This is a genomic window from Streptomyces sp. NPDC058464, from assembly GCF_042721035.1.
GTDB lineage: Bacteria > Actinomycetota > Actinomycetes > Streptomycetales > Streptomycetaceae > Streptomyces.
On record NZ_JBHXMA010000031.1, the window covers coordinates 71,455 to 95,854 of the forward strand.

At 72.1% G+C, this 24,400-nt stretch carries 20 protein-coding genes; 8 read left to right on the top strand and 12 right to left on the bottom strand.

Annotated features, from left to right (window positions below):
- Nucleotides 1–7 precede the first annotated feature (7 nt).
- The 9 genes from ACFWPQ_RS34715 to ACFWPQ_RS34755 form a co-directional block, all read right to left on the bottom strand.
- Entirely contained in the window at nucleotides 8–1,096 is a 1,089-nt protein-coding gene (locus tag ACFWPQ_RS34715; protein ID WP_384043701.1) for a Zn-dependent alcohol dehydrogenase, read from the bottom strand.
- Nucleotides 1,097–1,109: 13 nt separating this feature from the next.
- Nucleotides 1,110–2,498, bottom strand: coding sequence for an aldehyde dehydrogenase family protein (locus ACFWPQ_RS34720; RefSeq protein ID WP_384043704.1), 1,389 nt, complete (start codon nucleotides 2,496–2,498; stop codon nucleotides 1,110–1,112).
- 132 nt (nucleotides 2,499–2,630) lie between these two features.
- Nucleotides 2,631–3,083 carry a DUF3574 domain-containing protein gene (locus ACFWPQ_RS34725; RefSeq protein WP_384043708.1) on the bottom strand — a complete coding sequence of 151 codons (453 nt, stop codon included), beginning with the start codon at nucleotides 3,081–3,083 and terminating at the stop codon, nucleotides 2,631–2,633.
- Between the two features lie 52 nt (nucleotides 3,084–3,135).
- On the bottom strand, nucleotides 3,136–4,476 hold the full coding sequence (locus ACFWPQ_RS34730) for an ABC transporter ATP-binding protein (protein ID WP_384043712.1): 1,341 nt from the start codon (nucleotides 4,474–4,476) through the stop codon (nucleotides 3,136–3,138).
- 156 nt (nucleotides 4,477–4,632) lie between these two features.
- A complete protein-coding gene (locus ACFWPQ_RS34735; protein WP_384043714.1) occupies nucleotides 4,633–5,913 on the bottom strand; it encodes an MFS transporter in 1,281 nt (426 codons plus the stop codon).
- Between the two features lie 60 nt (nucleotides 5,914–5,973).
- Nucleotides 5,974–7,389: a CitMHS family transporter gene (locus ACFWPQ_RS34740; protein WP_384043717.1), complete on the bottom strand. Its 1,416-nt coding sequence runs from the start codon at nucleotides 7,387–7,389 to the stop codon at nucleotides 5,974–5,976.
- Between the two features lie 122 nt (nucleotides 7,390–7,511).
- Complete coding sequence (locus ACFWPQ_RS34745; RefSeq protein WP_384043720.1) at nucleotides 7,512–9,755, bottom strand: molybdopterin oxidoreductase family protein; 2,244 nt, start codon at nucleotides 9,753–9,755, stop codon at nucleotides 7,512–7,514.
- Nucleotides 9,756–9,915: 160 nt separating this feature from the next.
- Nucleotides 9,916–10,533 (bottom strand): TetR/AcrR family transcriptional regulator, encoded by a 618-nt coding sequence (locus ACFWPQ_RS34750; RefSeq protein WP_361293166.1) that lies wholly within the window; start codon nucleotides 10,531–10,533, stop codon nucleotides 9,916–9,918.
- A 64-nt stretch (nucleotides 10,534–10,597) separates the two neighbouring features.
- Nucleotides 10,598–11,188 carry a hypothetical protein gene (locus tag ACFWPQ_RS34755; protein ID WP_384043723.1) on the bottom strand — a complete coding sequence of 197 codons (591 nt, stop codon included), beginning with the start codon at nucleotides 11,186–11,188 and terminating at the stop codon, nucleotides 10,598–10,600.
- Between the two features lie 157 nt (nucleotides 11,189–11,345).
- Between ACFWPQ_RS34755 and hmgA the strand changes: the two genes are divergently transcribed.
- The 4 genes from hmgA (at nucleotide 11,346) to ACFWPQ_RS34775 (ending at nucleotide 15,916) form a co-directional block, all read left to right on the top strand.
- Nucleotides 11,346–12,710 (top strand): homogentisate 1,2-dioxygenase, encoded by a 1,365-nt coding sequence (gene hmgA / locus ACFWPQ_RS34760; protein WP_384043726.1) that lies wholly within the window; start codon nucleotides 11,346–11,348, stop codon nucleotides 12,708–12,710.
- A gap of 26 nt (nucleotides 12,711–12,736) precedes the next feature.
- On the top strand, nucleotides 12,737–13,486 hold the full coding sequence (locus ACFWPQ_RS34765; protein WP_384043728.1) for a GntR family transcriptional regulator: 750 nt from the start codon (nucleotides 12,737–12,739) through the stop codon (nucleotides 13,484–13,486).
- Between the two features lie 12 nt (nucleotides 13,487–13,498).
- The gene (locus tag ACFWPQ_RS34770) at nucleotides 13,499–14,653 is read left to right on the top strand and encodes a type ISP restriction/modification enzyme (RefSeq protein WP_384043731.1); all 1,155 of its coding nucleotides are present in this window, start codon (nucleotides 13,499–13,501) and stop codon (nucleotides 14,651–14,653) included.
- A gap of 66 nt (nucleotides 14,654–14,719) precedes the next feature.
- On the top strand, nucleotides 14,720–15,916 hold the full coding sequence (locus ACFWPQ_RS34775; RefSeq protein WP_384043734.1) for a CaiB/BaiF CoA transferase family protein: 1,197 nt from the start codon (nucleotides 14,720–14,722) through the stop codon (nucleotides 15,914–15,916).
- A gap of 23 nt (nucleotides 15,917–15,939) precedes the next feature.
- Here ACFWPQ_RS34775 and ACFWPQ_RS34780 read toward each other — a convergent pair whose 3' ends face one another.
- From ACFWPQ_RS34780 to ACFWPQ_RS34790, 3 genes are all read right to left on the bottom strand, one after another.
- Nucleotides 15,940–16,209, bottom strand: coding sequence for a hypothetical protein (locus tag ACFWPQ_RS34780; protein ID WP_384043737.1), 270 nt, complete (start codon nucleotides 16,207–16,209; stop codon nucleotides 15,940–15,942).
- 137 nt (nucleotides 16,210–16,346) lie between these two features.
- Nucleotides 16,347–17,150 carry an anti-sigma factor domain-containing protein gene (locus ACFWPQ_RS34785; protein WP_384043740.1) on the bottom strand — a complete coding sequence of 268 codons (804 nt, stop codon included), beginning with the start codon at nucleotides 17,148–17,150 and terminating at the stop codon, nucleotides 16,347–16,349.
- A complete protein-coding gene (locus ACFWPQ_RS34790; RefSeq protein WP_361293150.1) occupies nucleotides 17,147–17,689 on the bottom strand; it encodes a sigma-70 family RNA polymerase sigma factor in 543 nt (180 codons plus the stop codon). The genes ACFWPQ_RS34785 and ACFWPQ_RS34790 overlap by 4 nt, the downstream gene beginning before the upstream one ends.
- 206 nt (nucleotides 17,690–17,895) lie before the next feature.
- On the opposite strand from ACFWPQ_RS34790, the gene ACFWPQ_RS34795 reads away from it, so the two are divergent.
- The 4 genes from ACFWPQ_RS34795 to ACFWPQ_RS34810 all read left to right on the top strand — a co-directional run bounded on the left by ACFWPQ_RS34795 (nucleotide 17,896) and on the right by ACFWPQ_RS34810 (nucleotide 24,400).
- Nucleotides 17,896–19,422, top strand: coding sequence for a DUF4331 domain-containing protein (locus tag ACFWPQ_RS34795; protein ID WP_384043744.1), 1,527 nt, complete (start codon nucleotides 17,896–17,898; stop codon nucleotides 19,420–19,422).
- 155 nt (nucleotides 19,423–19,577) lie between these two features.
- A complete protein-coding gene (locus tag ACFWPQ_RS34800; protein ID WP_384043746.1) occupies nucleotides 19,578–20,987 on the top strand; it encodes a tetratricopeptide repeat protein in 1,410 nt (469 codons plus the stop codon).
- The gene (locus ACFWPQ_RS34805; protein ID WP_384043749.1) at nucleotides 20,984–22,741 is read left to right on the top strand and encodes a nickel transporter; all 1,758 of its coding nucleotides are present in this window, start codon (nucleotides 20,984–20,986) and stop codon (nucleotides 22,739–22,741) included. Before ACFWPQ_RS34800 ends, ACFWPQ_RS34805 begins: the two co-directional genes overlap by 4 nt.
- 45 nt (nucleotides 22,742–22,786) lie before the next feature.
- A complete protein-coding gene (locus ACFWPQ_RS34810) occupies nucleotides 22,787–24,400 on the top strand; it encodes a serine/threonine-protein kinase (RefSeq protein WP_384043752.1) in 1,614 nt (537 codons plus the stop codon).

The following is a 24,400-nucleotide window of genomic DNA, read 5'->3' on the forward strand; positions in this document are numbered from 1 at the left end:
CGGCCGGTCAGAAGACGACCAGCGCCCGCCCGCCCTTCCCCGCCAGCATGTTCTCGAAGGCGACCGGGATGTCCTCCAGCGCGATCCGCTCCGTCACCAGCGCGGTCAGGTCCAGGCGGCCCGCCCGGACGTGTTCGGCGAGCAACGGCAGATCGCGGGCCGGGTCCGAGTTGCCGTAGACGCAGCCGGAGAGGGTGCGGCCCCAGTGGAAGAGTTCGAGGGCGTTGAAGGTGACGAGTTCGCTCTTCCCGCCGATGCCGACCACCGTCGTACGGCCGCCCCGGCGGGTGGACTCCCAGGCCGCGCGGATGCTGACCGCGCGGCCCACGCACTCCACGGCGACGTCGACGCCCTGCTTGCCGGTGAGGGCGCGGATCGCACGGGGCGTGGTGTCGGAGGCGACGACGTAGTCCGTGGCGCCGGCGGCGCGCGCGAGGCCTTCCTTCTCCGCCGAGACGTCCACGGCGACGATCCTGGACGCGCCCGCGATCCGGGCCGCCTGGACGGTGGCCAGGCCCACCCCGCCGACGCCGAACACCGCCACCGACTCGCCCTGCCGGACCCGCGCCGAGTGGTGGACGGCGCCGTACCCGGTGAGGACCGCGCAGCCGAGCAGGGCCGCGTCGGTGAGCGGGATGTCCGCGGGGAGCGGCAGGACGCAGGACTCGGCGACCACGGTCTCCTCGGCGAAGGCCGCCACGTTCAGGCCGGGGTGCAGGTCGGTGCCGTCCGCCGTGCGGGCGTGGACGTCGGCGGAGCCGTTCAGCGCGTTGGCGCACAGCCAGACCTCGCCGAGCGTGCAGGCGTGGCAGCTTCCGCAGGAGGGCGCCCAGTTGAGGACGACCGGGTCGCCGGGCGCGAGCCGGGTGACCCCCTCCCCCACGGCCGCCACGGTGCCCGCGCCCTCGTGGCCGAGGACCGCCGGGACCGGCACCCGCATGGTGCCGTCGGACAGCGAGAGGTCGGAGTGGCAGACGCCGGCGGCGGCCAGCCGGACCCGGACCTGGCCTGGTCCGGGGTCCGGGAGGTCGATCTCGGTGACCGTGAGCGGGGCGCCCACGGCGGGCAGCACGGCGGCTCGGACCGTACGAGTCATCGGATCAACCTCCTCAGAACTGCAGGGACTTGGTCTGGAGGTACTCGGCGAGGCCGTGCGCGCCCAGCTCCCGCCCGACCCCCGACTGCTTGTAACCGCCGAACGGGGCACGGGGGTTGAAGCGGCCGCCGTTGATGTCGACCTGTCCGGCCTCCATGCGCCGGGCGAAGGCCGCCGCCTCCGCCTCGTCCCCGGCCCAGACGGCGCCCGCGAGCCCGTAGACGGTGCCGTTGGCGATGCGCAGGGCGTCGTCCTCGTCCGCGTAGCGCAGCATCGACAGGACCGGGCCGAAGATCTCCTCCTGGGCGATCGTCATCTCCGGGGTGACGTCGGCAAAAACCGTCGGGCTGACGAAGTAGCCCTGCTCGCGCGGGGATTCAGGACCGCCGGCGACCAGCCGCGCGCCCTCCGCGATGCCCTTCTCGATGTAACCGCGCACCCTGGCCTGCTGCTCGGCGCTGACCACGGGCCCGATCCGCTCGCCGTACTTCGCGGCGGCGGCGGCCGCCAGCTGCACCGCCTCCTCGTACCGGTCGGCGTGCACCAGCATCCGGGTCCAGGCGCTGCACGTCTGGCCGGAGTTGGACATCACGTTGGCCACACCGACGTTGACGGCCCGGGCGAGGTCGGCGCTCGGGAGGATGACGTTCGCGGACTTGCCGCCCAGTTCGAGGGCGACCTTCTTGACGGCCGCCCCGGCGGTCGCGCCGATCTGCCTGCCGACGGCCGTGGAACCGGTGAAGGAGACCAGGTCGACGCCGGGGTGCTCGGCGAGGGCCTGCCCGGCGATCGGGCCGAATCCGGTGACCAGGTTGAACACACCGGCGGGGAAGCCCGCCTCGTCCACCGCCTCCGCGAACAGCTGGGCGGTCAGCGGGGTGTTCTCGGCGGGCTTCAGGACGACCGTGCAGCCGGCGGCGAGCGCCGGGGCGGCCTTGGCGACGATCTGGTGCAGCGGGTAGTTCCAGGGCGTGATGGCGCCGACGACCCCGACCGGCTCGTGCAGGACGGTCGAGTTGCCGACCTGCTCCTGGAAGACATGCGTCGCGGCGAGCTCGGCGTACGAACCGGCGACCTCGACGGGCACGCTCGCGTGCACGGCCTGCGAGAACTTCAGCGGCGACCCCAGCTCGGCGGTGACCGTCTCGGCGATCTCGTCCTTGCGGGCCGCGAGCACGTCGCGCAGGGCGGCCAGCCGGGCGGCCCGCTCGGCGGGCGGGGTGGCGGCCCAGGCCGGGAGGGCGGCACGGGCGGCGCGTACGGCGGTGTCGACGTCCAGCGCGCCGCCCGCCGGGACCCGGCCGACGACCTGCTCGTCGACCGGGTTCACGACCTCGATCACGTCCCGGCTCTCGGCGGCGCGCCAGGCGCCGTCGATGTACAGGCCGTCGTGTGCCTTCATGCTGCTTCCTCCCGGCGGGGCTCTGTCGTCCGAATCACAAACTAGCGGCGATAGTTTTAGCGCGCCAGACGTGCCCGGGAGACGCCACAGGACACGCCACGGGACACAATCCACGCCACCGGAACCGGACCGTCAGAAGTCGACCTGGGCGTGTTCGTCCACCCTGCCCACGCTCTCCTGCGCGAAGGCCTTCTCGTAGGCCCGCCGGATCTCCTCGATCTTCCGGTCGCTGCCCTTCGCCGCCGACTCCGGATACAGCAGGATCAGCTCGTACGACCGCTCCTTCTCGATCGTCCCGTGCGCGTCCCGCCACTGCCCGCGCCCGCTCTGCACGGTGAGCCCGTCGGGGAAGTCCGGGGTCACCTCCTTGTCGACGAAGCCCGTGAACTGCCGGTCGGTGACGGCGGGTCCGCCGTCCGGGCGGGCGGTGCCGAAGAACAGCCGCGTCTCGACGTACGGCTTGCCGCGCGTCGGCACGGCGACGGAGTGGTCGTCCGCCAGCGCGGTGTACGCGGTCGGAGCACCGGCGAGCAGAACCCCGGCCACGGCGAGGGCCGACCGGTTACGGAGCGAATGAGTGCGCATGCCCCCTTCCTAGGGGCTTGCACCGGTCCCGGTCCCGCTTTCCCGGCCGTTTTCACCCGTCCAGGTCCGGCAGCCGCGCCGGGGACGGGCAGATCCGTTCGCCGTGCTGGTCGAAGACGAACAGGTGGGCGAGGTCGACCAGGAGCGGGATCTGCATGCCGTGCCGGAGCTGGAGGTCGGGCGTGGTGCGCACGACCAGATCGCCGGGCAGCCGTCCCTCCGGGGGTGCGGGCTCGGGCTCGGCATCCGCCGGATGCTCCAGTACGACGACCGGTCCCGCCCGTTTCGAACTCGCCCGGTCCCGCAGCCGGTCCAGCACCGTCACCCCCTCCCGCCGCCGGCGCCGGGACGGCCGGCCGGTCGGGCGCGGGGCCTCCAGCTCGGGTACGACGGCCGGCCGGGAGCCGGTGTCGAAGTGGACGAGCACCTCGTGCCCCTGGAACTCGACATGCTCCACCAGCCCGGTGAGCGGCACCTCGCCGGGCCGGGCGGCGGAGTGCCTGGCGATCCGCACCGCCTCCGAACGCAGCCCGACGATCACCTCCCGGCCCTGCTGCACCCGCAGCAACCGGTGGTCCAGGCACAGGGGTTCGGGCAGGGGCAGGGCCTGTTTGCCGAGGTGGACCGTCATCGCACCGTCGAGCGGGGCCCGGATCACCCCGCGCAGGAGGTTGATGCGCGGCGTGCCGATGAAGGCGGCGACGAAGACGTTCCGGGGCAGGGCGTAGACCGCGCGCGGGGTGTCGACCTGCTGCAGCACCCCGCCGCGCAGCACGGCGACCCGGTCGCCCAGCGACATGGCCTCGGCCTGGTCGTGCGTGACGTACACCGTGGTGACGCCCAACTCCCTTGTCAGCCGCGAGATCTCGGTGCGTAAGTGGCTGCGGAGCTTGGCGTCGAGGTTGGAGAGCGGCTCGTCCATCAGGAACGCCGACGGATGCCGGGCGATGGCCCGCCCCATCGCCACCCGCTGGCGTTCGCCGCCGGAGAGCTGGCCGGGGAAGCGGTCGAGGAGGTCCTCGATGCCCAGCATGCGGGCGGTGGCGTCCACACGGGGGCGCGGATCGGCGCCGGGTGCCTCCAGGCGGAGCGGGAAGCCGATGTTGTCACGGCCGGTCATGGTCGGGTACAGGGCGAAGTTCTGGAAGACCATGGCGATGTCCCGGTCGGACGGCAGCAGGTCGTTGGCGTACACGCCGTCGAGCAGCAACTCGCCCTCGTCGGCCTCCTCCAGGCCCGCGATCATTCTCAGCACCGTCGACTTGCCGCAACCGGACGGCCCGAGCAGCACGAGGAACTCGCCGGGGGCGATGTCCAGCGACAACCGGTCCACCACGCGGACGCCCCGCGCGAAGGCCTTGCTCACGTTGTGCAGAGAGATGGCGCGTGTCATGGCTGTCGCCCCCGGGGGCTGTCAAACGGGCCCGTGCGTCACGGAAGTTAACGGAATGTGTGCGGGAGGGGGAAGACGTGTGCCCGAATACTCAGGAAGGGGCCGGGCAATCGATGAAGCGGACGGCGCCGTTCAGCAGGCGCCAGGGCAACTTCCTCAGGGGCGCGGGGCTGCAGTGAATTTGCGGCTACCGCCGCGTGGGCGCGACAAGCCACGACGGCGCAGCAGCCGCAACCCGGCAGTCTCCCCCACCCCACCGGGCGCCCCTTCCGACCTTCCCGGCGACCGCAGAGCGACCCCCGAGGACACCAGCAGCAACGCCCCCAGCATCACGAACGGCGCCGCGACCCCGGCCACCCCGGCCACCAGCCCCGCCGCGGCCGGCGCGGCCACCTGTCCCAGCCGGTTCCCGGTCAGCCGCAACGCCAGCGCGGTCGACCGCGCCCCGTCCGGCGCAGCCTGCACCACCGTCGTCATGGACAGCGGCTGCCCCACCCCCAGACAGAAGCCGAGAACCGCCAGCATCACGCCCAGCGCCCACACCGGCACGGGCAGCGCGATCCCCGCACACAACACCGCCGCCACGAGGCAGGTGACGGTCAGCAGCACCGGCCGCCCCAGCAGCCGCAGCAACGGGGTGAGCACCAGCCGGCAGGCGATCGTCGCCCCCGCCCGCACGCTCAGCAGCACGCCGATCACGGCCGGGGAGATGCCCCGGTGCTCGCCGACCACCGGGAGGTACGCGGTCAGGATGTCGGTCGCGGACAGCGCCGAGAGGCTGATCAGCATGCCGGCCGGGACGCCCCGGGCCCCAAGGATGCGGCCCACCGGTACCCGGTCCCCCTCCGCGGTACGGGACTTGACCGCCGTACGGTCCTCGATGCGCCACAGCGAGGTGAACGCGATCGCCGCCCCGGCGCCCGCCACCACGAGCGCGAGCGCACTCGTGCCCGCCATGTCCGGCTCACCGATCAGCGCACCGGCCGCGATCGGCCCGATCAGCTGGCCGAGCGACGCCCCGATGGTGAAGTGGCCGAAGTTGCGGTCCTGTTCGTGCGGCGCCGACTGGCGGGCCACCAGGGACTGTGCGCCGATCACGAAGCAGAGGTGGCCGAGGCCCATCACCCCGCTCCACAGGGCCATGGTCCAGAGGGAGCCCGCGAGCCCGCTGAGCGCACAGCCGCCGGATATCAGTACGACGCCGACGGGCAGCAGGGGTGCGCAGCGGCCGTGGTCGGTACGGCGGCCGAGCGGTACGGCGACGAAGAGCGGGAGCAGGGCGTACACGCCGGCGATGACGCCGATGGCGCGTTCGTCGGCGCCGAGGGCGAGCGCCCGGTAGGAGACGGCGGGCCGGGCCATCGACACCGCCCCCTGGGCGAAGCCGAAGGCGATGACGAGACGGAGCAGCCAGCCGCGGTTCCTGCCGGGCACCATGGTGAAACCTCCCAGTGGTATGTCACATACTCCTGCGGTGCTACGTCACACAGTGCTATGTCACATAGTCCCGAACAGGATTCCTGCCCCGAGCACCACCACCGATGTCAGCGCAGCCCACTTCACGACGAACCGCGTGTGGTCGCCGAACTCGACCTTGGCCATGCCGACCAGGACGTAGGCGGCGGGGACGAGCGGGCTGGACATGTGCAGCGGCTGGCCGACGATCGAGGCGCGGGCGATCTCCACGGCGGAGACACCGTGGGCCTGGCCGGCCTCGGCGAGCACCGGGAGGATGCCGAAGTAGAAGCCGTCGTTCGACATGAAGTACGTGAGCGGGATGCTCAGCAGGCCGGTGACGAGGGCCATGTGCGGGCCCATGCCGTCGGGGATGTTGCCGACCAGCCACTCGGCCATGTGGTCGACCATGCCGGTGCCCTGGAGGACGCCGGTGAAGACGGCGGCGGCGAAGACCATGCCGGAGACGTTGAGGACGTTCTCGGCGTGCGCGGCGATCCGGGCCCGTTGGGCCGGCATCTGGGGGAAGTTGACGGTCAGCGCCAGGGCCGCGCCGAGCAGGAACAGCACCGGGATCGGCAGCCACTCCATGATCATGGCGGTGAGCAGGGCGACCGTGAGCAGCGCGTTGAACCAGTACAGCCCGGGGCGCAGGGTCTCGCGGTGCGGGTCGAGGCCCTGGAAGCCGTCGCCCTCCGGCTCGCCCGGCAGGTCCACGCCGCCGGCACCGGAGCCACCGGCGCTCCGAGCACCCTTACCGGTTCCGGCACCCGCACCCGTTCCCGCACCGACCAGGACGGTCTCCGTGCGGGGCTCCTCCACCAGCACCTCGTCGAGGGTCAGCACGCCGAGCCGTTTGCGCTCGCGGCGGCCGAGGACGTAGGCGAGGACGAAGACGAACAGCAGGCCCATGGCCAGCGCGGGGATCATCGGCACGAAGATGTCGCTCGCGTCCAGCTTGAGCGCGGTCGCGGCGCGGGCGGTGGGGCCGCCCCAGGGCAGGGTGTTCATCACGCCGTTGGCCATCGCGGCGACACCGGTCATCACGACCAGGCTCATCTTCAGGCGCTTGTACAGCGGGTACATCGCCGAGACAGTGATCATGAAGGTGGTGGAGCCGTCGCCGTCGAGCGAGACGATCGCGGCGAGTACGGCCGTACCGACGACGATCCGCAACGGGTCGGCCTTGCAGAACCTCAGGATCCCCTTGACGACCGGGTCGAAGAGGCCGACGTCGATCATCACACCGAAGTAGACGATCGCGAACATCAGCATCGCCGCGGTGGGCGCGAGGCTGGTGACGCCGTCGATGACGTAGTCGCCGAGGTGGGCGCCCTTGCCGACGACCACGCAGAACAGCGCGGGGATCAGCACGAGCGCCGCGATCGGCGACATCTTCTTCAGCATGATCAGGACCAGGAAGGTCGCGATCATGGCGAAGCCGAGGATGGTCAGCATGAGTGGATTACCTAACGTTCGCCCTTGAACTCCCACCAGGGCCGGCGGTGCGACGACGTTAGGTCGCGTCAAACGTCGTTAACAAGACGTTGACGCGCGAGCAATAAGCGCGAAAGTCCAGGTCACGGGGTTGCGGTCACCTCGGCGGTCACCTCGATGGGGATGCCGTTGAGGACGGCGTTGCCGGACAGCGGGTCGAGCAGGCTGCCGTCGAGGAGCTGGTTGACGTTGACGCCGGGGGCGGTGGCGGCGTGGTTGAGCCGGGTGCCGGGGCGGTTGTGGCCCCAGCCGTGCGGGAGGCTGACGACACCGGGCCGGACGCCGTCGGTGACCTCGGCGGGGGTGACCACCTCGCCGCCGGCGCCCTTGACGCGTACGTCGGCGCCGTCGCGCACGCCGAGCCGTTCGGCGTCCTCGGGGTGGATGTGCAGGGTGCAGCGGTTGGTGCCGCCGGTGAGGGCGGGCACGTTGTGCATCCAGCTGTTGTTGGAGCGCAGGTGGCGGCGGCCGACGAGGACGAGGGCCGCGGGGCTGGTGTCGAGGGCCGCGCGCAGCCGGGGCAGGTCGTCGGCGATGGGCCGGGGCAGCAGTTCGACCTTGCCGCTCCTGGTCTTCAGGGGCTGCGGGAGGCGGGAGGTGAGGGGCCCGAGGTCGATGCCGTGCGGGTGGGCGAGCAGCTGCTCCAGGGTGAGACCGTCGGGCCGGACGCCGAAGCCGTCGCCGTAGGGGCCGAGGCGCAGCATCAGGTCGAGCCGGCGCTCGGGACCGGTGTCCCCGGTGAGCAGGCCGGCCACTTCCTGCGGGTCCCGGCCGAGGACGGGCGAGTGGCTCTCCCGGACCGCCTTCCCCAGGGTCTGGCCGATGACCATGTCGTCCACGGCGGACGGTTCGGCGCCGTGCATGCCGCCGGCCGCGAGGACGAGCCGGGCCAGGATCTCGGTCTCCGCCATCCTGCCGGGCTCCAGCGGGACGGCGGGGCGGGAGTAGCGGACCTGGTTGCGTACGGCGAGGGTGTTGAAGGCGAAGTCGTGGTGCGGGCTCTGCGAGGGCGGCGGCGGGGGCAGCACGACGTCGGCGTGGCGTGCGGTCTCGTTGAGGTAGGGGTCGACGCTGACCATGAAGTCGAGGGAGTCCAGGGCCTTGTCGAGGCGGTCGCCGTCCGGGGCGGAGAGGACGGGGTTGGTGGCGATGGCGATCAGCGCCCGGATCGGCTCACCCTCCGCCGTCGCGGTGTCGATCTCCTCGGCGAGCGCGGAGAGCGGCAACTCGCCCTTTGCTTCCGGGTGTCGGCTGACCCGGGAGTGCCAGCGCCCGAGCGCGAAGCCGCGGCCGGGTCCGGCCGGGCGCGGGGTCCGGTCGGTGGCGGCCTGCGGGAAGAGCGCGCCGCCGGGCCGGTCGAGGTTGCCGGTGAGGACGTTGAGGACGTCGACGAGCCAGCTGGCGAGGGTGCCGTGCGGGACGGTGCAGCTGCCGATCCGGCCGTAGACGGCGGCGGTGGGGGCGGCGGCGAGTTCGCGGGCGAGGACGCGGATCGTGTCGGCGTCGACGTCCGTGGCGTGGGCGACCGCGTCCGGGGTGAAGTCGCCCAGTCCGGCGCGGAGTTCGTCGAGCCCGTCGATGTGCGGGGCAAGGTGGCCGAGGTCCACCAGGCTCTCCTCGAAGAGGACTTGGGCCATCGCGGCGAGCAACAGGGCGTCGGCGCCGGGCCGGATGGCGATGTGCCGGTCGGCGAGCTTCGCGGTGCGGGTGCGGCGCGGGTCGATGACGGTGAGGGTGCCGCCACGGGCCTTGAGCGCCTTGAGCTTGCCGGGGAAGTCGGGGGCGGTGCACAGACTGCCGTTGGACTCCAGGGGGTTGGCGCCGATGAGGAGGAGGTGGTCGGTGTGGTCCAGGTCGGGCACCGGTATCGCGTTGGCGTCGCCGAAGAGCAGTCCACTGGAGACGTGCTTGGGCATCTGGTCGACGGTGGACGCGGTGAAGACGCTGCGGGTGCCGAGGGCGCCGACCAGGACCTGCGGGTAGAGGCCGCCGGCCACGGTGTGCACGTTGGGGTTGCCGAGGACGACCCCGACGGAGTCCGGGCCGTACCGCTCGACGACACCCCGCACCCCGGCGGCCACCGCGTCGAAGGCCTCGGCCCAGGTGGCCTCGCGCAGCTCGCCGTCCCTGCGGACGAGGGGGGTGCGCAGCCGGTCGGGGTCGGCGTCGACGGCGCCGAAGGAGGCGCCCTTCGGGCAGATGAACCCCTTGCTGAACACGTCGTCGCGGTCACCGCGGGCGCCGGTGACGCGGGTGCCCTCGATGGTGAGGGTCAGGCCGCAGGTGGCCTCGCACAGGGGGCAGATGCGGAGGGCGGTGCGGGGCATGGGGGCCTCCGGGGGGTGCGGCGATGGAGGGGTGGCCGGACTCGGGGTGAGCATACCGGGCGGTATGTGAGGAGGGGAGTCCTGTAGTCGTAACACCTATGGCCGGTGGGGGCTGATCGCGCAGTTCCCCGCGCCCCTTTCAGGGGCGCCATGCCCGGCGTCAGTCCAGAACGCGCGCGAGGTACGCCCGCAGCAGCTCTCGCGTCTCCGCGATGATCTTCTCGTCGCCCTCCGGGGCCATCCGGAAGGACAGGTGGACCAGGGCGTCGGCGGTTTCCACCGCCACCAGGAACGTGCGGCGCAGCGCCTCGTCGGGGGCACGGCCGACGTACGCCGCCAGCAGGTCGGTCAGCCGGTCGGCCACCCGGTGGTTCGGTTCCGCGTCACGGGCGCCGACCGGGATCTGGTTGCCGAAGTCGACGAGGGAGAAGCCGGGGGCGGTGCGTTTCATGGCCAGGTACTCGTCCAGCACCGCGTCCGTCGCCGTCCGCCAGTCGCCCTTCGGTGCGTCCTTCAGCCGCTCGGTGACACGCTCGGAGTAGCGCTCCAGGTTGCGCTGGGCGAGGGCGTCGGCCATCTGCCGCTTGTTGCCGAAGAAACGGTAGACCGAGCCGATGGGCACCCCGGCGCGCACCGCGACGGCCCGGGTGCTCAGTTCGTCGTAGCCGACCTCGTCGAGGAGGTCGGCACAGGCGTCGAGGATCCGGGTCAGCCGTTCGGCGCTGCGGCGCTGTACGGGCGCTTTGCGAAGCGGTGTCGCTGGGGGCACGGGCTTCATGATGCCTTTCCGCCGGGATCAGGTGAACCTCGCCCCCCAGTACGCGGACGGATGGCCCATGCACTCATCCGGCGTCCGCGCTGTTCGCGCCGCTGCCGGCAGGGGTGGGGGCGGTGGGCGCGCCCCCCGACGCCGACGCCGACGGCGACGCCGTCTCCGCGCCCGACGCCGTGACGTCCGCCGTGCTCTCCACCGGCTTGCCGTGCACGGCCCATACCGTGCCGTCGTCCGCGTAGAGCCGGGCGGTGACGTGGTGGGTGCCGTGCGGAACGAGGCCGGCGGGCAGGTGGTAGGCGGAGGTGCGCAGCCGCGTCACCAGGCCGCCGTCCACGAAGAGGTAGGCGAGGCCGCGGCCGACGACCGCCTTCGCCGCGGTGCCCGCCGGGGAGAAGCGGAAGCGGTGCAGGTCGAGCCGGACGTCCCAGCCGCCGGCCGCGTCGGGGGTGACCACCGTGCCCACCTCGGGCGCCCGCTTCTTGTCCAGCTCGCGGTAGTGGCGGCCGCTCTCGTCCGTGTCGTCGAGGATCTTGCCCACCGGTGAGGGCGACCCCGCCCCCCGCTGCCCGTGCGCCTCCCCGGTCCCGCACCCCGCCGCGGCGACCAGGAGCAGCACGCAGACCGCGAGCGCACCCGGCAGTCCACGCGTCCACGACATGCCCGGGAGCGTAGAACAGCGCGCCCGAGACCGGATCCCCCTGAAGTCGGGTTCTCGCCATACCCCGCGGGGATGATCCCCGCCCTCTTGCACCCACCCCCGCGCAATCCTACGGTGATACATAGGAATCGACGACGGCCAGGTTCAGGGAGCGATCATGAGCGATGGGGGTGCCCCCCGCGCGAGCGTGTTCGAGCGTGGGGAAGCGCGGAAGGCCGCCGAGGGGCTGTCGTACCTCTCCGGGTTCGGCAACGAGCACTCCTCGGAGGCGGTGCCGGGCGCCCTGCCCGAGGGCCGCAACTCGCCGCAGCGCGCCCCCCTCGGCCTGTACGCGGAGCAGCTCAGCGGTACGGCCTTCACCGAGCCGCGGTCCCACAACCGCCGCTCCTGGCTGTACCGGATCCGCCCCTCGGCCGCCCACCCGGCGTTCATCCGCACCGCCGACAACGGGGGCCTGCGCACCGGCCCCTTCACGGACATCGCCCCGGACCCGAACCGGCTCCGCTGGAACCCCCTCCCGGAGCCGCCGCCCGGCACGGACTTCCTCGCGGGCCTGTGGACCCTCGGCGGCAACGGCGACGCGACCCAGCGCACCGGCATGGCCGTGCACCTCTACCACGCCGACGCCTCCATGGAGCGGGTCTTCTCCGACGCGGACGGCGAGCTGCTCATCGTCCCGGAGCGCGGCGGGCTGCTGCTGTGGACGGAGTTCGGCCAGCTGCATGTGGAGCCAGGACATGTGGCGCTGATTCCCCGTGGGGTCCGCTTCCGTGTGGAGCTGCTGGATGCCACGGCCCGGGGCTATGTGTGCGAGAACTACGGCTCGCCCTTCCGCCTTCCCGACCTCGGCCCGATCGGTGCCAACGGCCTCGCGAACGCCCGGGATTTCCAGGCCCCCGTCGCCGCCTACGAGGATGTCGAGGGCCCGGTCGAGGTGGTCAACAAGTTCTGCGGCAACCTGTGGACCGCCACATATGACCACTCCCCACTGGACGTGATCGCCTGGCACGGCACACATGTGCCGTACATCTACGACCTCCGCCGATTCAATGTGATCGGCTCCCTCTCCTACGACCACCCCGACCCGTCGATCTTCACGGTGCTGACGTCCCCGTCCGACACCCCCGGCCTGGCGGGCGTCGACTTCGTGGTCTTCGCGCCGCGCTGGCTGGTGGGCGAGGACACCTTCCGGCCGCCGTACTTCCACCGGAACGTGATGAGCGAGTACATGGGGCTGGTCGAGGGCGCGTACGACGCGAAGACAGCCGGAGAAGGGGGCTTCGTGCCGGGCGGCGGGTCGCTGCACAACATGATGTCGGCGCACGGTCCGGACCGGGAGACGTTCGACCGGGCGAGCGCGGCCGAGTTGAAGCCCCAGAAGGTGGACGACGGCCTGGCATTCATGTTCGAGACCCGCTGGCCGGTGACGCTCACCCCGCAGGCGGCGACCGCCGGACACCTCCAGCAGCGCTACGACGACGTGTGGCAGGGCCTGGAACGCCACTTCCGTCCCTTGCACTGAAGATCCCCCACCGGTACGGATGACCTGTGACCTCCTTCGCCCCGGACTCGATCGTCCTCAACCGCAAGCTGCCGCTCTGGTACCAGGTGTCGCAGTCGCTGCGCGCCTCGATACTCGGCCGCTCGCCCCGGGACCCGCTCCGGCTGCCCACCGAGGAACAGCTCGCGGAGCACTACGGCGTGAGCGTGCTGACCATGCGGCAGGCGCTGAAGGAGCTGGAGGACGAGGGCCTGATCAGCCGGCACCGCCGCCGCGGCACCTTCATCGAGCCGGACGCCCGCCGGGGCACTCCGGTGCGGCTGCTCGGCTCGGTGGACGCGATCGTGGCCCAGCAGTCCGGGATGACCGCGGAGCTGCTGGACCACGGCACGGTGCCCGTGGCCGGTGAACTCACCGACTACTTCCCGGACCTCACCGAGGTGGCGGCCTACCACCGCCTGCGCAGTGACGAGCAGACCGGCGAGCCCACCAACCACGCCCGCAACCACGTCCGCCCCGAACTGGCCGAGCGCATCGACCCGGAGGACCTCGCCCGCCGTCCCATGACCAAGGTGCTCCGCGACCTCGTCGGCGCGGACATCAGCCGCATCACGGACACCGTGCAGGCCCGGCTGGCCGACCCGGAGACCGCCCGGCTGCTCCAGGTCCCCCTCCTCAGCCCGATCCTGCACTACACGGGCGTCACCTACGACACCGCCGGCCGGGTCCTGGACCTGGCGGTGATCCACTACCGGGGCGACCGTTTCTCCTTCACGGTCACCCTCGACGCCACCTGAACTCGTCGTACGATGCCGGGCGTGACGCACGACGACGCTCCGCTGCTGGCGGACCTCATGCCGTGGTCCGTCGCACCACTGCGGCTCGGCCGGGGGTGGCCGACGGCCCCCGGCGCGGCGACCCTGAAGGCCCGCTGGGACGCCCTCCTCAAGGCCGAGGGGCCCGACCGCGAGACCCTGTTCGAGCCGACCCGCTCCCGCACGGTCCACTCCGCGGTCGCCCAGCTCCCCGGCCGGCCCAGCGGCACCGGACCGCTCGCCGACGCCTCGGGCCCCTGCCCGGACCCGGTCCGCGTCCTGGCCGCCCCCTTCGACGAACAGTGGCTGATCCCGGACCATCGCCTGATCGACACGGCCCGCCCGGAGTTGTGGCGGGTGGCGGACGACCACCAGGTCTTCGCGGTGGAGTCGCCGGAGGGCATGCCCCTGCTGGCGACCTCCCTCCTCCCCACCCTGCGCGCGGGCCGCATCCGCCCGCTGTACCGCCGCCCGGGCGGCGCGGAGCCGAACCTGGCACCGGGACTGCCGGCGCACCTGGCCGACCGGCTGGGCCGGGACGTCACCCCGCCGGACGTCCTGGCCTGGATCCTGACCGCGATCCGCCCGGACCGCACCGTCCCGCTCACCGAGGACCCCGGCCTCTGGGCCCAGGGCGTGGAGCTCGGCCACCGGGCCCTGTGGCTGCTGCGCCGGGACGGCGACCGACCCAAACTCCCGGGCGGCCGCCGCCCGTACGTCCGGGCCCCGCTCCCCGCCCGCCCCCTCACGGTCCTCTACGACGCGGCCGAGGAGACCCTCCACCTGGACGAGGGCCGCATCTCCCCGGTACCGCCGGAGGCGTGGGACTTCAGGACGGGCGAGGTACGGGTCCTGGAGGCGTGGTTCGCGTCGCGAACGACGGAGGCGGCGGAACCGGGCACTCTGGCCGCGATCACCCCGCCGGCCTGGCTCCAGTCCTGGACCTCGGAACTGCTGGAACTGATCACGGTCCTGGCCCTGCTGGCAGACGTACGCGCACAGCAGACCGCCATGGAGATCAAGACACAGATCACAGCGACCGACCTGACGGCAGCGGGCGTACTCCCGCCACCGGAGACTTCCCGCAGGCCAGCATCGGTCCTGGAGCACACCGAAGAAGGCCCGGCCGGTCAACTGACGTTGATGTGACTGACTCAGGGGCGCGGGGAACTGCGCGCCGAGCCCCCACCGGCCCGCACCTGAAACGAGACCACAGTGCCCCCTCTCCCCCTGCCCCTCGAAGGCATCACCGTAGTAGCCGTCGAACAGGCAGTGGCCGCCCCTTTCGCCACCCGCCAGCTCGCGGACCTCGGCGCCCGCGTCATCAAAGTCGAACGCCCCGACGGCGGCGACTTCGCCCGCGGCTACGACACCGCCGCAAACGGTCTCGCCTCGCACTTCGTGTGGTGCAACCGCGGCAAGGAGTCCATCGCGCTGGACCTGAAGGACCCGCGCGGCCTGGATGCCGTACGGCGGCTGATCGCGGACGCGGACGTCTTCGTGCAGAACCTGGCCCACGGTGCCGCGTCCCGGCTCGGCCTCGACGCGGCCACGCTGTGCGCCGCCCACCCCCGGCTGGTCGCCGTGGACATCTCCGGATACGGCGCTTCGGGACCGTACGCCGGCAAACGCGCGTACGACATGCTCGTGCAGTGCGAGGCGGGCCTCGTGTCGGTCACCGGGACGCCGGAGCAGCCCGTGAAGGCCGGGATCCCGGCGGCGGACATCGCGGCGGCCATGTACGCCTTCTCGGGGGTCCTCGCGGCACTGGTGCGGCGCGGGACGACCGGCAGGGGCGGGCCGGTGGAGGTGTCGATGCTGGAGGCGCTGGCGGAGTGGCTCGGGCATCCGCTGCACCACACCATCCACGGCGGGACACCGCCGGCGCGCACCGGTCTGGCGCATGCCGTGATCGCGCCCTACGACGCCTATCCGACCGCGGACGGCGGACGGGTGCTGCTGTCGGTGCAGAACGACCGCGAGTGGCGGCGGCTGGCCGAACAGGTGATCGGGCTGCCGGAGTTGGGAACGGATCCGGAGTTCGCGACGAACGCGGCGCGGGTGGCGAACCGGGCGCGCACCGACGAACTGGTCGGGACGGCTCTGAAGGCGCTCGGCGCCGACGAGGCGCTGGCACGGCTGGAGGCCGCGGGCATCGCGTGCGCGCGGCTGCGGGATCTGCGTGAACTGGCCGGGCACCCGCAGCTGGCGGCCCGGGAGCGATGGCGGGAAGTGGGGTCGCCGGTCGGGCCGCTGCGTGCGTTGCTGCCGCCCATCACGCTGCCGGGCGGGGACGAGGCGCGGATGGGGGACGTGCCCGCGCTCGGCCAGCACACCGGGGCGCTGCTGCGTGCCGTGGGGATGACGGACGCCGAGATCGCAGCGCTGCGCCGGGACGGTGTGGCGGCCTGAGCGCGGGCCTGACGGTCAGGCGGTCAGTGCTTGTTGCCCCCGAACAGCGAGCGGCGCAGCCGACGCAGTGGCGCGAACAGGGAGACGCGGCTGACCCGCGTGATCCGGTCGCTGCGCCGCGCGGGCTCACGTGCGGTCAGCTCACGCATCAGCGACGTCGCCTCGACCGCCTGCTGCTGCGGTATGGCGGGACCCGCCAGCACCGACAGATGGCGGTCGAGGCGCGAACTGGTCGCGCCGCTCCCGCAGGTGATCGCAGGAACCCTCGCCCTGCTGCGTGTTATCTGATCCATGTCACTCCCCACCCGTACGAGTCCACCCGGCCCGGGCAGGGTAACCCTATCGCCCCGATGGGGCACTCGTGTATCGCGGTCACAGGATTCACCTTCCCCGCAAGGGTGTTGACGACCCCTCTTGAACTACACTTCGACTACTCTCCGAATCCAACCGATTTCAGGGCGAGTTGGACAACCGGCTGGCTGGTGGGCTGCGCTGAACCACCGGCGGGCTCGACGGTCACCGCGAGTGACGTCGCGGACTTGGCCAGACCCGTGGCGATCAGGGGTGTGTCGCCCTTGAAAAGCCCGAGGGAGCGCGGTTGCACACGGGGGCGCATGAGCCAGAGCTGATGCACCCGGCCGTTCGACAGGGCGCCGTACCCGCTGAGTGTGACGACGGCCTGCCCCTCCGATGCGGAGGCCACCGCTCCGATACTTCGGCCCTGCGCGTCCTTGCTGCTGGTCGCACGGGCGTCGGGCGCGGCCAGAACGTGGGCGATCTCACGCGACTGGGCCCGCTCGGCGTCGAGCTGATTCTGCGTCCGGTCGGCCTGGACCGCGAACAGGGACGCGACGACCAGCGCGGCGGCCGCCGTGGCGGTGGCGAACGGCACGAACAGGGGCCGCCGTTGCCGGCGTGGCGGCGGGGGCTGTGCGCCCCAGACGTGCGGCGGCAGATTGGGCACGTGCTCGCGGCCGGGGGCCGGCTCCTGGGGGGTGGCGCGTACGGCGGCCAGCACCCGGTCGCGCATGGCGAGCGGCGGCGGGGCCGCCGTGGACCAGGCGAGCCGTACCGCATCCTCGGTCAGCGCCCGGACCTCGTCGGCGCACCGGTCGCAGTCCTTGAGGTGCTTCTCGAAGCGGCGCCGCTCGCCGGGCTCCAGGGCGTCCAGCGCGTAGGGCGCGGCCAGGGAGTGCAGGTCCTCGCGGTGCAGCAGGCGGCCGACCAGGGTCACGCGGCACCTCCCAGGCAGTCGCGCAGCCGGGTGAGTCCGTCGCGCATCCGTGTCTTGACCGTACCCAGCGGCAACTTGAGCCGCTCGGCGACCTCACGGTACGTGTAGCCGTCGTAGTAGGCGAGGGTGACGGACTGGCGCTGCAGGGCGGTGAGGCGGTCCAGGCAGCGGCGTACCCATTCGCGCTCCAGGCCGGCTTCCACCGTTTCGGCGACCTGGTCGAAAGCGGGTTCGCCGGCGCGCAGGGCCTCGCGCTGCTCGCGTTCGCCGGCCGCGCGGGCGCTGCGCACCCGGTCGACGGCGCGGCGGTGCGCGAGGGTGAGGATCCAGGAGAGGGCGCTGCCCCGGCCGGGATCGAACTTGGCCGCGGAGCGCCAGAGTTCGAGGAGCACCTCCTGGGCCACCTCCTCGGACTGGGCGGGGTCGCGCACCACGCGTCGTACGAGCCCGAACACCGGTCCGGACACCAGTCCGTAGAGGTCCTCGAACGCCTTCTGGTCGCCACCGGCGACGAGCACCAGCAGTTCGTCCGCCTCCACTCCGTCCCCCCTCCTGCGGCCGCACCCGGCCCGTCCTCCCACACCAGGCATTCGCAACTGACACACCTCCGGCAGAAGTACGTACGTGCGCGCCTGAAACGCGGGTTGACCATGAAAAAAAGATTTTTTTCTTCGGACCAATCCAAACAGCCCTCCTGCTCCGTATACCCGTCCGTCAAGCAAGTTGGGACCGAGGGACGGACGGCATGACACCTCTAATCTCCAGGAGCGGCACGGGGCGCAAGGGCCTTGTCACGCTCATCTGCGGGGCCCTGGCGACCGGCGCGATCACAGCCGCCAGCGTCGCCGCGCTGGAACCGGGGGCGGCCTCCGCCTCCTCCCACCGGGAGGCCCCGCTCATCTCGGGCACCCCGCAGTACGACAACACGGACCTGTACGCGTTCGTCAGCCCGGACAAGCCCGACACCACGACGATCGTGTCGGACTACATCCCCTTCGAGGAACCGGCAGGCGGCCCGAACTTCTACCAGTTCGCCGACGACGCCCAGTACGACATCCACATCGACAACAACGGTGACGCGCTGGACGACCTGATCTTCCGCTACACCTTCCGCACCCAGATCAAGAACAAGAAGACGTTCCTCTACAACACGGGCGTGGTCGACAACCTGACCGACCCCGACCTGAACGTCACGCAGTCGTACAACCTCGACCTGATCAAGCTGAAGAACGGCAAGCAGCAGCGCACGACGAGGATCGCCAGCGACATCCCGGCGGCCCCGTCGGACGTCGGCAAGGCGTCCATGCCGGACTACGCGAAGCTGCGTTCCCAGGCCATCTACAAGACGTCGAACGGCGGAGCGACCTTCGCCGGCCAGGCGGACGACCCGTTCTTCGCCGACCTGCGCGTCTTCGACCTGCTGTACGGCGGCAACCTGTCCGAGGTCGGCCGGGACACCCTCAAGGGCTACAACGTCAACACGATCGCCCTGCAGGTGCCCAACGACCTGATCCGGCAGTCGGCGTCGCGCCCGACCGTCGGCATCTACGCGACGACCCAGCGCAAGAACGCGCAGGGTTACTACTCGCAGGTGTCGCGCCTCGGCAACCCGCTGGTCAACGAGGTCGTCAACCCGCAGAAGGACAAGGACAAGTTCAACGCGTCCCAGCCCAAGGACGACGCGCAGTTCCTGAAGAACGTCACCAACCCGGAACTGCCGAAGCTCATCCAGGCGATCTACAACATCAAGGCGCCGTCGGAGCCCCGCAACGACCTCGTCAGCGTGTTCCTCACGGGCGTCAAGGGCCTCAACACGCTGCAGCCGCAGGCGAAGCCGTCGGAGATGCTCCGTCTGAACACGTCCATCAAGCCCACCGCCAAGCCCAAGCGGCTCGGTGTGCTGGACGGTGACAACCAGGGCTTCCCGAACGGGCGCCGGCTCACCGACGACGTGATCGACGAGGCGCTGCAGGTCGTCGAGGGCGAACTGGTCGGCTCCAAGAACGACCTGGGCGACGCGGTCGACAAGAACGACAAGAGCTTCGAGAAGTACTTCCCGTACGTGGCCGAGCCGACGGCCGGTTCGCGCGGTGCGCTCGCCAAGAGCGCGGCCGGGAGCAGCACGAAGAGCGCGCTCGGCGACGCCCTGACCGGTTCGAGTGACAGCAACATGACGCTGATCGCGGGATCGGCGGCCGCGGGTGCGGCGGGCGTGCTGCTGATCGGCACGGCGTTCGGCTGGTGGCGGCGCCGGATGCAGCGGCCCTACTAAACGCCGTTCCCATCAGGGCAGTCGGGTGACTGCGGGTCGGCGGTGGCCGATCGCGCAGTCACCCGCGCCCCCCATTTACTGGCGCGGCCCGCACCCACCCAATCCCCCACGGCGCGGGCCGCGCCGCCTCGCGCGAACAGCTACTAGGAGAGGGCATGGCCCCGGGTACGAACGACAAGCAGCCCGCCGAGACGAAGGACGACGAGCGCGTCACCGCCCTGCGCCGGTTCGCCGCCGCGGGGCGGAACTGGCGGCGCGCCCGGCTCGCCGGCTCCGCCGTGCTGATGGCCATCGCGCTGACCGGCGGGGCGATCGCCATCGGGGCCTCCCGGGACGGCGCGGCGGCGCCGGTGGCCACGTCGAGCGCGGTGGACCCGGCGCTGCTCGCGAGCGGTGACCTCGCCACCACGATCGCCTCCCTCCAGGCCCATCTCCGCACCCAGCCGAAGGACTCCGACAGCTGGGCCACCCTCGGCCTCGCCTACGTCGAACAGGCACGTACCAAGGGCGACCCGTCCCGCTACCCGCAGGCCGAGAAGTCCCTCAAGCGCGCCCTCCAGATCACCCCGGACAACGACCAGGCGCTGGCCGCCGAGGCCGCGCTGGCCGCCGCCCGGCACGAGTTCGCGCAGGCCCTCACCTACGCGGACCGGGCCCTGAAGCAGAACCCGTACAGCGCGAACGCCCTGTCCTCCCGTATCGACGCCCTGGTCGAACTCGGCCGCTACGACGAGGCGAGCAAGGCGGCCGACCTCGCCGACCAACGCAAGCCCGGCGTACCGGTGTTCACCCGGTACGCGTATGTGCGGGAACTGCGCGGTGACGTCAAGGGCGCCCAGCGGGTGCTGCAGCAGGCCCTGTCCACGGCCACGTCGAAGGGCGACACCTCCTACGTGGCCGCGCAGCTCGGCCTGCTCGCCTGGAACCAGGGCGACTACAAGAGCGCGCTGGACTACTACGCCCGTGCCCTGGCCGCCGACGAGAACTACCTTCCCGCGCTGGAGGGCCGGGCCCGCGCCCAGGCGGCGAGCGGCGATCGGGCCGATGCCATCAAGGGCATGGAACTGGTCGTCTCCCGCTACCCGCTCCCCCAGCCTCTCGTCGAGCTCGGCGAGTTGTACGAGGACCGGAACGCCAAGGGCGACAAGGAGAAGGCCGAGGACCAGTACGCGCTCGTCGAGGCCTGGATCGCGCTCGCCCGCGCCAACGGCGTCAACGCCGACCTCGACACCGCCCTCGCCGCCGCCGACCACGGCAACAAGGCCGAGGCGCTGAAGGCCGCCCGCGCCGAGTGGGCCCGCCGCCACACCGTGCACACGGCGGACGCGCTGGCCTGGGCCCTGCACGTCAACGGCAAGGACAAGGAGGCGCTGCCGTACGCCCGGCAGGCCACCGCCACCGGCTACCACAACGCCTCCTTCATCTACCACCAGGGCATGATCGAGCTGGCCAACGGCGAGAAGGCGGCCGGCCGGGCCGCCCTCACCAAGGCCCTCAAGCTCAACCCCGGCTTCTCCCCGCTGGGCGCCCGCACGGCCCGCAAGGCGCTGGAGGACTCGAAGTGAACCTCCGCCGGACCGCCGCCGTCTTCGCCCTGGCCTGCGCCGCGACACTGCTGTCCGGCACGGCCGCGAGCGCGCACCCGCTCGGCAACTTCACCGTCAACAAGTACGACGGTCTCGTCGCCGCCCCCGGACAGCTCCGTGTCGACCACGTCGAGGACCTCGCCGAGATCCCGGCGACCCAGGCCAAGCCCGACCTGAAGCGGCTGGGCATGGCCAAGTGGGCCGAGCAGCGCTGCACGACGGCGGCGGACGGCAGCAAACTCACGGTCGACGGCAGGGCGACGCCGCTCACCGTCGGCACCAGCCACGCCGAACTGCGCCCGGGCCAGGCCGGTCTGAACACCCTGCGCGTGGAGTGCCGGTTCACCGCGCCGCTCCCCAAGGGCACCACGGCCACCCTCACCTTCCACAGCGCGGGCACCGACAGCGGCCCCGGCTGGCGGGAGATCACGGCGCGCGGCGACCGGATGACGCTGACGAAGACGGACGTACCGAAGACGTCCGTCTCCCACGAACTCACCAGCTACCCCAAGGACCTGCTCTCCTCCCCCGCCGACATCACGACCGCCGCCGTCCACGTACGGCCCGGCGGCCCGGCCCTCACCGCGGAACGGCAGGTCACCCCGGGTGCCGAGATCCTCCCCCGGGGCATCGACCGCTGGACCCAGGCCCTGACCGACCTGGTCGCCCGCAACCACCTCACCGTCGGCTTCGCGGTGCTCGCGCTCTTCATCTCGATCGTCCTCGGCGCGATGCACGCCCTCGCACCGGGCCACGGCAAGACCCTGATGGCGGCGACGGCGGCGGCCCGCGGCGGCCGCGCCCGCCTCCGCGACGTCCTCCCGCTCGCCGCGTCGGTCACGGTCACCCACACCCTGGGCGTGGTCGCCCTGGGCATCCTGGTGACGGCGGGCTCGGCGGCCACCCCGTCGGTGATCGCCTGGCTGGGCATCGCGAGCGGCCTCATGGTCCTGGCAGCGGGCGCGAACCTGACCCGCAGGGCCTGGCGGAACAGGGCCCACGAACACGCCCATGGCCATGACCACGCCCACGGGCACGACCATCACCACGGGCACGATCACGATCCCGACCATGAGCACGGGCACGCGCACGCGACGGCCGAGAGGCGAGAGCTGGCCCTGGTCGGTACACACGACCACGCCCGAGCCCACGCCCACACGCACGATCACGGGCACGATCACGGGCACGATCACGGGCACGACCACACGCACGACCACGACCACCCTCATGGGCATGACCACGGCGCTCAGCCACATGCTTCAGCCCGTCCGGCGCTTGAGGACGAGGCCGTTCAGGCCGAAGGGGGGTCCGGGGGCGCAGCCCCCGATCACGGCCACACCAACCTGCCGCACAGCCACGGCGGGTTCACCCACACCCACCCCACGGCCCCCACCCTCCGCGGCACCATCCTCCTCGGCTTCGCCGGCGGCCTCGTCCCCAGCCCCTCCGCCGTCGTAGTGCTGGTCGGCGCCGCCGCCCTCGGCCAGGCCTGGTTCGGGCTGCTTCTCGTCATCGCCTACGGCGTCGGTCTCGCGCTGACCCTCACCGCCGCCGGGTTCGCCGTCGTCAAGCTGGGTACGGGAATGACTCGGGTGATGGACAAACGCCCTCGCTGGACCACCCACCCCATGGCCACGCTGGTCCGCAGGACCACCCCGCTCGCCTCGGCACTCGTGGTCGTGGCCCTGGGCGTCGGGCTGGTGCTCAAGGGGGCCGCATCCGCGCTCCTCTGAGTTACGTTTGTCATGAATTCTTGCGAGCTGCCGTGGGGGGCACCCGTGACCGAAGAGCCGGGCCGTGAGCGAGTGATCGCGGGCCGCTACAGACTGCTGTCCCCGCTCGGCGAGGGCGGCATGGGTACCGTGTGGCGGGCCCGGGACGAAGTGCTGGGCCGTGACGTCGCCGTCAAGGAGGTACGGGCGCCCGCCGGGCTGCCCGGCTCCGACGTCGAGCGGATGTACGCCCGTCTGGAGCGCGAGGCCTGGGCCGCGGCCCGGGTCGCGAACCGCAACGTGGTGACGGTGTACGACGTGGCGATGGAGGGCGGACGCCCCTGGATCGTCATGGAGCTGATCCCGGGCGTGTCCCTCGCCGACGTGCTGGAGACGGAGGGGCCGATGTCCCCGCAGCGGGCCGCGGGCATCGGCGCCGAGGTGCTGTCCGCGCTGCGGGCCGCGCACGCCGCCGGGGTGCTGCACCGGGACGTGAAGCCGGGCAACGTCCTGCTGTCGAACGACGGCCGGGTGGTGCTCACCGACTTCGGGATCGCCACCGTCGAGGGCAGCTCGGCGCTGACCATGACCGGCGAGGTGGTCGGCTCACCGGAGTTCCTCGCCCCGGAGCGGGCACTGGGGCGGGCGTTCGGCCCCGAGTCCGATCTGTGGTCGCTGGGTGTGATGCTGTACGCGGCGGTCGAGGGCACCTCGCCGTTCCGGCAGGACACCCCGCTGAGCACCCTGCGGGCCGTGGTGGACGAGGAGTTGCCGCCGGCGTACCGGGCCGGGCCGCTCGCCCCCGTCATCGAGGGGCTGCTCCGCAAGGACCCGGCGCAGCGGCTGTCCGCCGAACAGGCCGAGCGCGACCTGCGGCTGGTCGCGGCCGGGGGCACCCCGAGCACGGCCGCCACGGTGCCGGTCCCGGCGCCGTACGAGACCCCGACCCTCGTCGCCCGGCAGCCTCAGCCGTCCTCCCCCACGCCCCCGTTGCCCACCACCCCCACCGCTCCGGTGGACACCCGGCCGCCCGCCGCCTACCCCGACGGCAACCGCAGGGCCGGCACCGTACTGGTCATCGGACTGGTGCTGGTCGTCCTCGCGCTCGGCGGGCTGACGTACGCCCTCCTCAACCGCAACAACAACGACGGCGACGGCAACAACGCGGGGGCGAGCCAGTCGGCGAGCAACCTCAGCTCGCCGGCGCCCAGCAAGAGCAGCAGCACCAAGTCGGAGTCCCCGTCGGCTTCCCCGTCCGGGTCCGCGAGCAGCAGCGCGCCCGCGCAGAGCGTGAAGGTCAGTGTGGCCGGCTCGCGCACGGACTATTCGGGGGCCTGTCCGCCGTCGTCCGCGCAGGCGCCCTCGTTCACGGCGACGTTCACGGTGGGGAGCGTGCCCGAGGACGTGCAGTACCGGTGGGTGCTGAAGGACGGGACGCTCGACGACCAGGGCTGGAAGACGCTGTCCTTCCCGGACGGCGGCGGGAGGACCCGGCAGACGAGGGTGACCGTGACGACCTGGTCGGACAGCGGGACGTTGAGCGACGCGATCGCCGTCGAGGTGCGCAGCCCGGTGGAGACGACGTCCAACTCGGTGCCGTTCTCGGTCACCTGCACCACGACGACGGAGACCCCGAGCGACGGGGCCTCCGCTTCGCCTTCGCCGTCAAGCTCGTACTGA

Bases quoted from the DNA above. Each gene is read 5' to 3' on its own strand.
- ACFWPQ_RS34715 (WP_384043701.1), bottom strand. From the start codon at position 1,096: ATGACTCGTACGGTCCGAGCCGCCGTGCTGCCCGCCGTGGGCGCCCCG.
- ACFWPQ_RS34720 (WP_384043704.1), bottom strand. From the start codon at position 2,498: ATGAAGGCACACGACGGCCTGTACATCGACGGCGCCTGGCGCGCCGCC.
- ACFWPQ_RS34725 (WP_384043708.1), bottom strand. From the start codon at position 3,083: ATGCGCACTCATTCGCTCCGTAACCGGTCGGCCCTCGCCGTGGCCGGG.
- ACFWPQ_RS34730 (WP_384043712.1), bottom strand. From the start codon at position 4,476: ATGACACGCGCCATCTCTCTGCACAACGTGAGCAAGGCCTTCGCGCGG.
- ACFWPQ_RS34735 (WP_384043714.1), bottom strand. From the start codon at position 5,913: ATGGTGCCCGGCAGGAACCGCGGCTGGCTGCTCCGTCTCGTCATCGCC.
- ACFWPQ_RS34740 (WP_384043717.1), bottom strand. From the start codon at position 7,389: ATGCTGACCATCCTCGGCTTCGCCATGATCGCGACCTTCCTGGTCCTG.
- ACFWPQ_RS34745 (WP_384043720.1), bottom strand. From the start codon at position 9,755: ATGCCCCGCACCGCCCTCCGCATCTGCCCCCTGTGCGAGGCCACCTGC.
- ACFWPQ_RS34750 (WP_361293166.1), bottom strand. From the start codon at position 10,533: ATGAAGCCCGTGCCCCCAGCGACACCGCTTCGCAAAGCGCCCGTACAG.
- ACFWPQ_RS34755 (WP_384043723.1), bottom strand. From the start codon at position 11,188: ATGTCGTGGACGCGTGGACTGCCGGGTGCGCTCGCGGTCTGCGTGCTG.
- hmgA (WP_384043726.1), top strand. From the start codon at position 11,346: ATGAGCGATGGGGGTGCCCCCCGCGCGAGCGTGTTCGAGCGTGGGGAA.
- ACFWPQ_RS34770 (WP_384043731.1), top strand. From the start codon at position 13,499: ATGCCGGGCGTGACGCACGACGACGCTCCGCTGCTGGCGGACCTCATG.
- ACFWPQ_RS34780 (WP_384043737.1), bottom strand. From the start codon at position 16,209: ATGGATCAGATAACACGCAGCAGGGCGAGGGTTCCTGCGATCACCTGC.
- ACFWPQ_RS34795 (WP_384043744.1), top strand. From the start codon at position 17,896: ATGACACCTCTAATCTCCAGGAGCGGCACGGGGCGCAAGGGCCTTGTC.
- ACFWPQ_RS34800 (WP_384043746.1), top strand. From the start codon at position 19,578: ATGGCCCCGGGTACGAACGACAAGCAGCCCGCCGAGACGAAGGACGAC.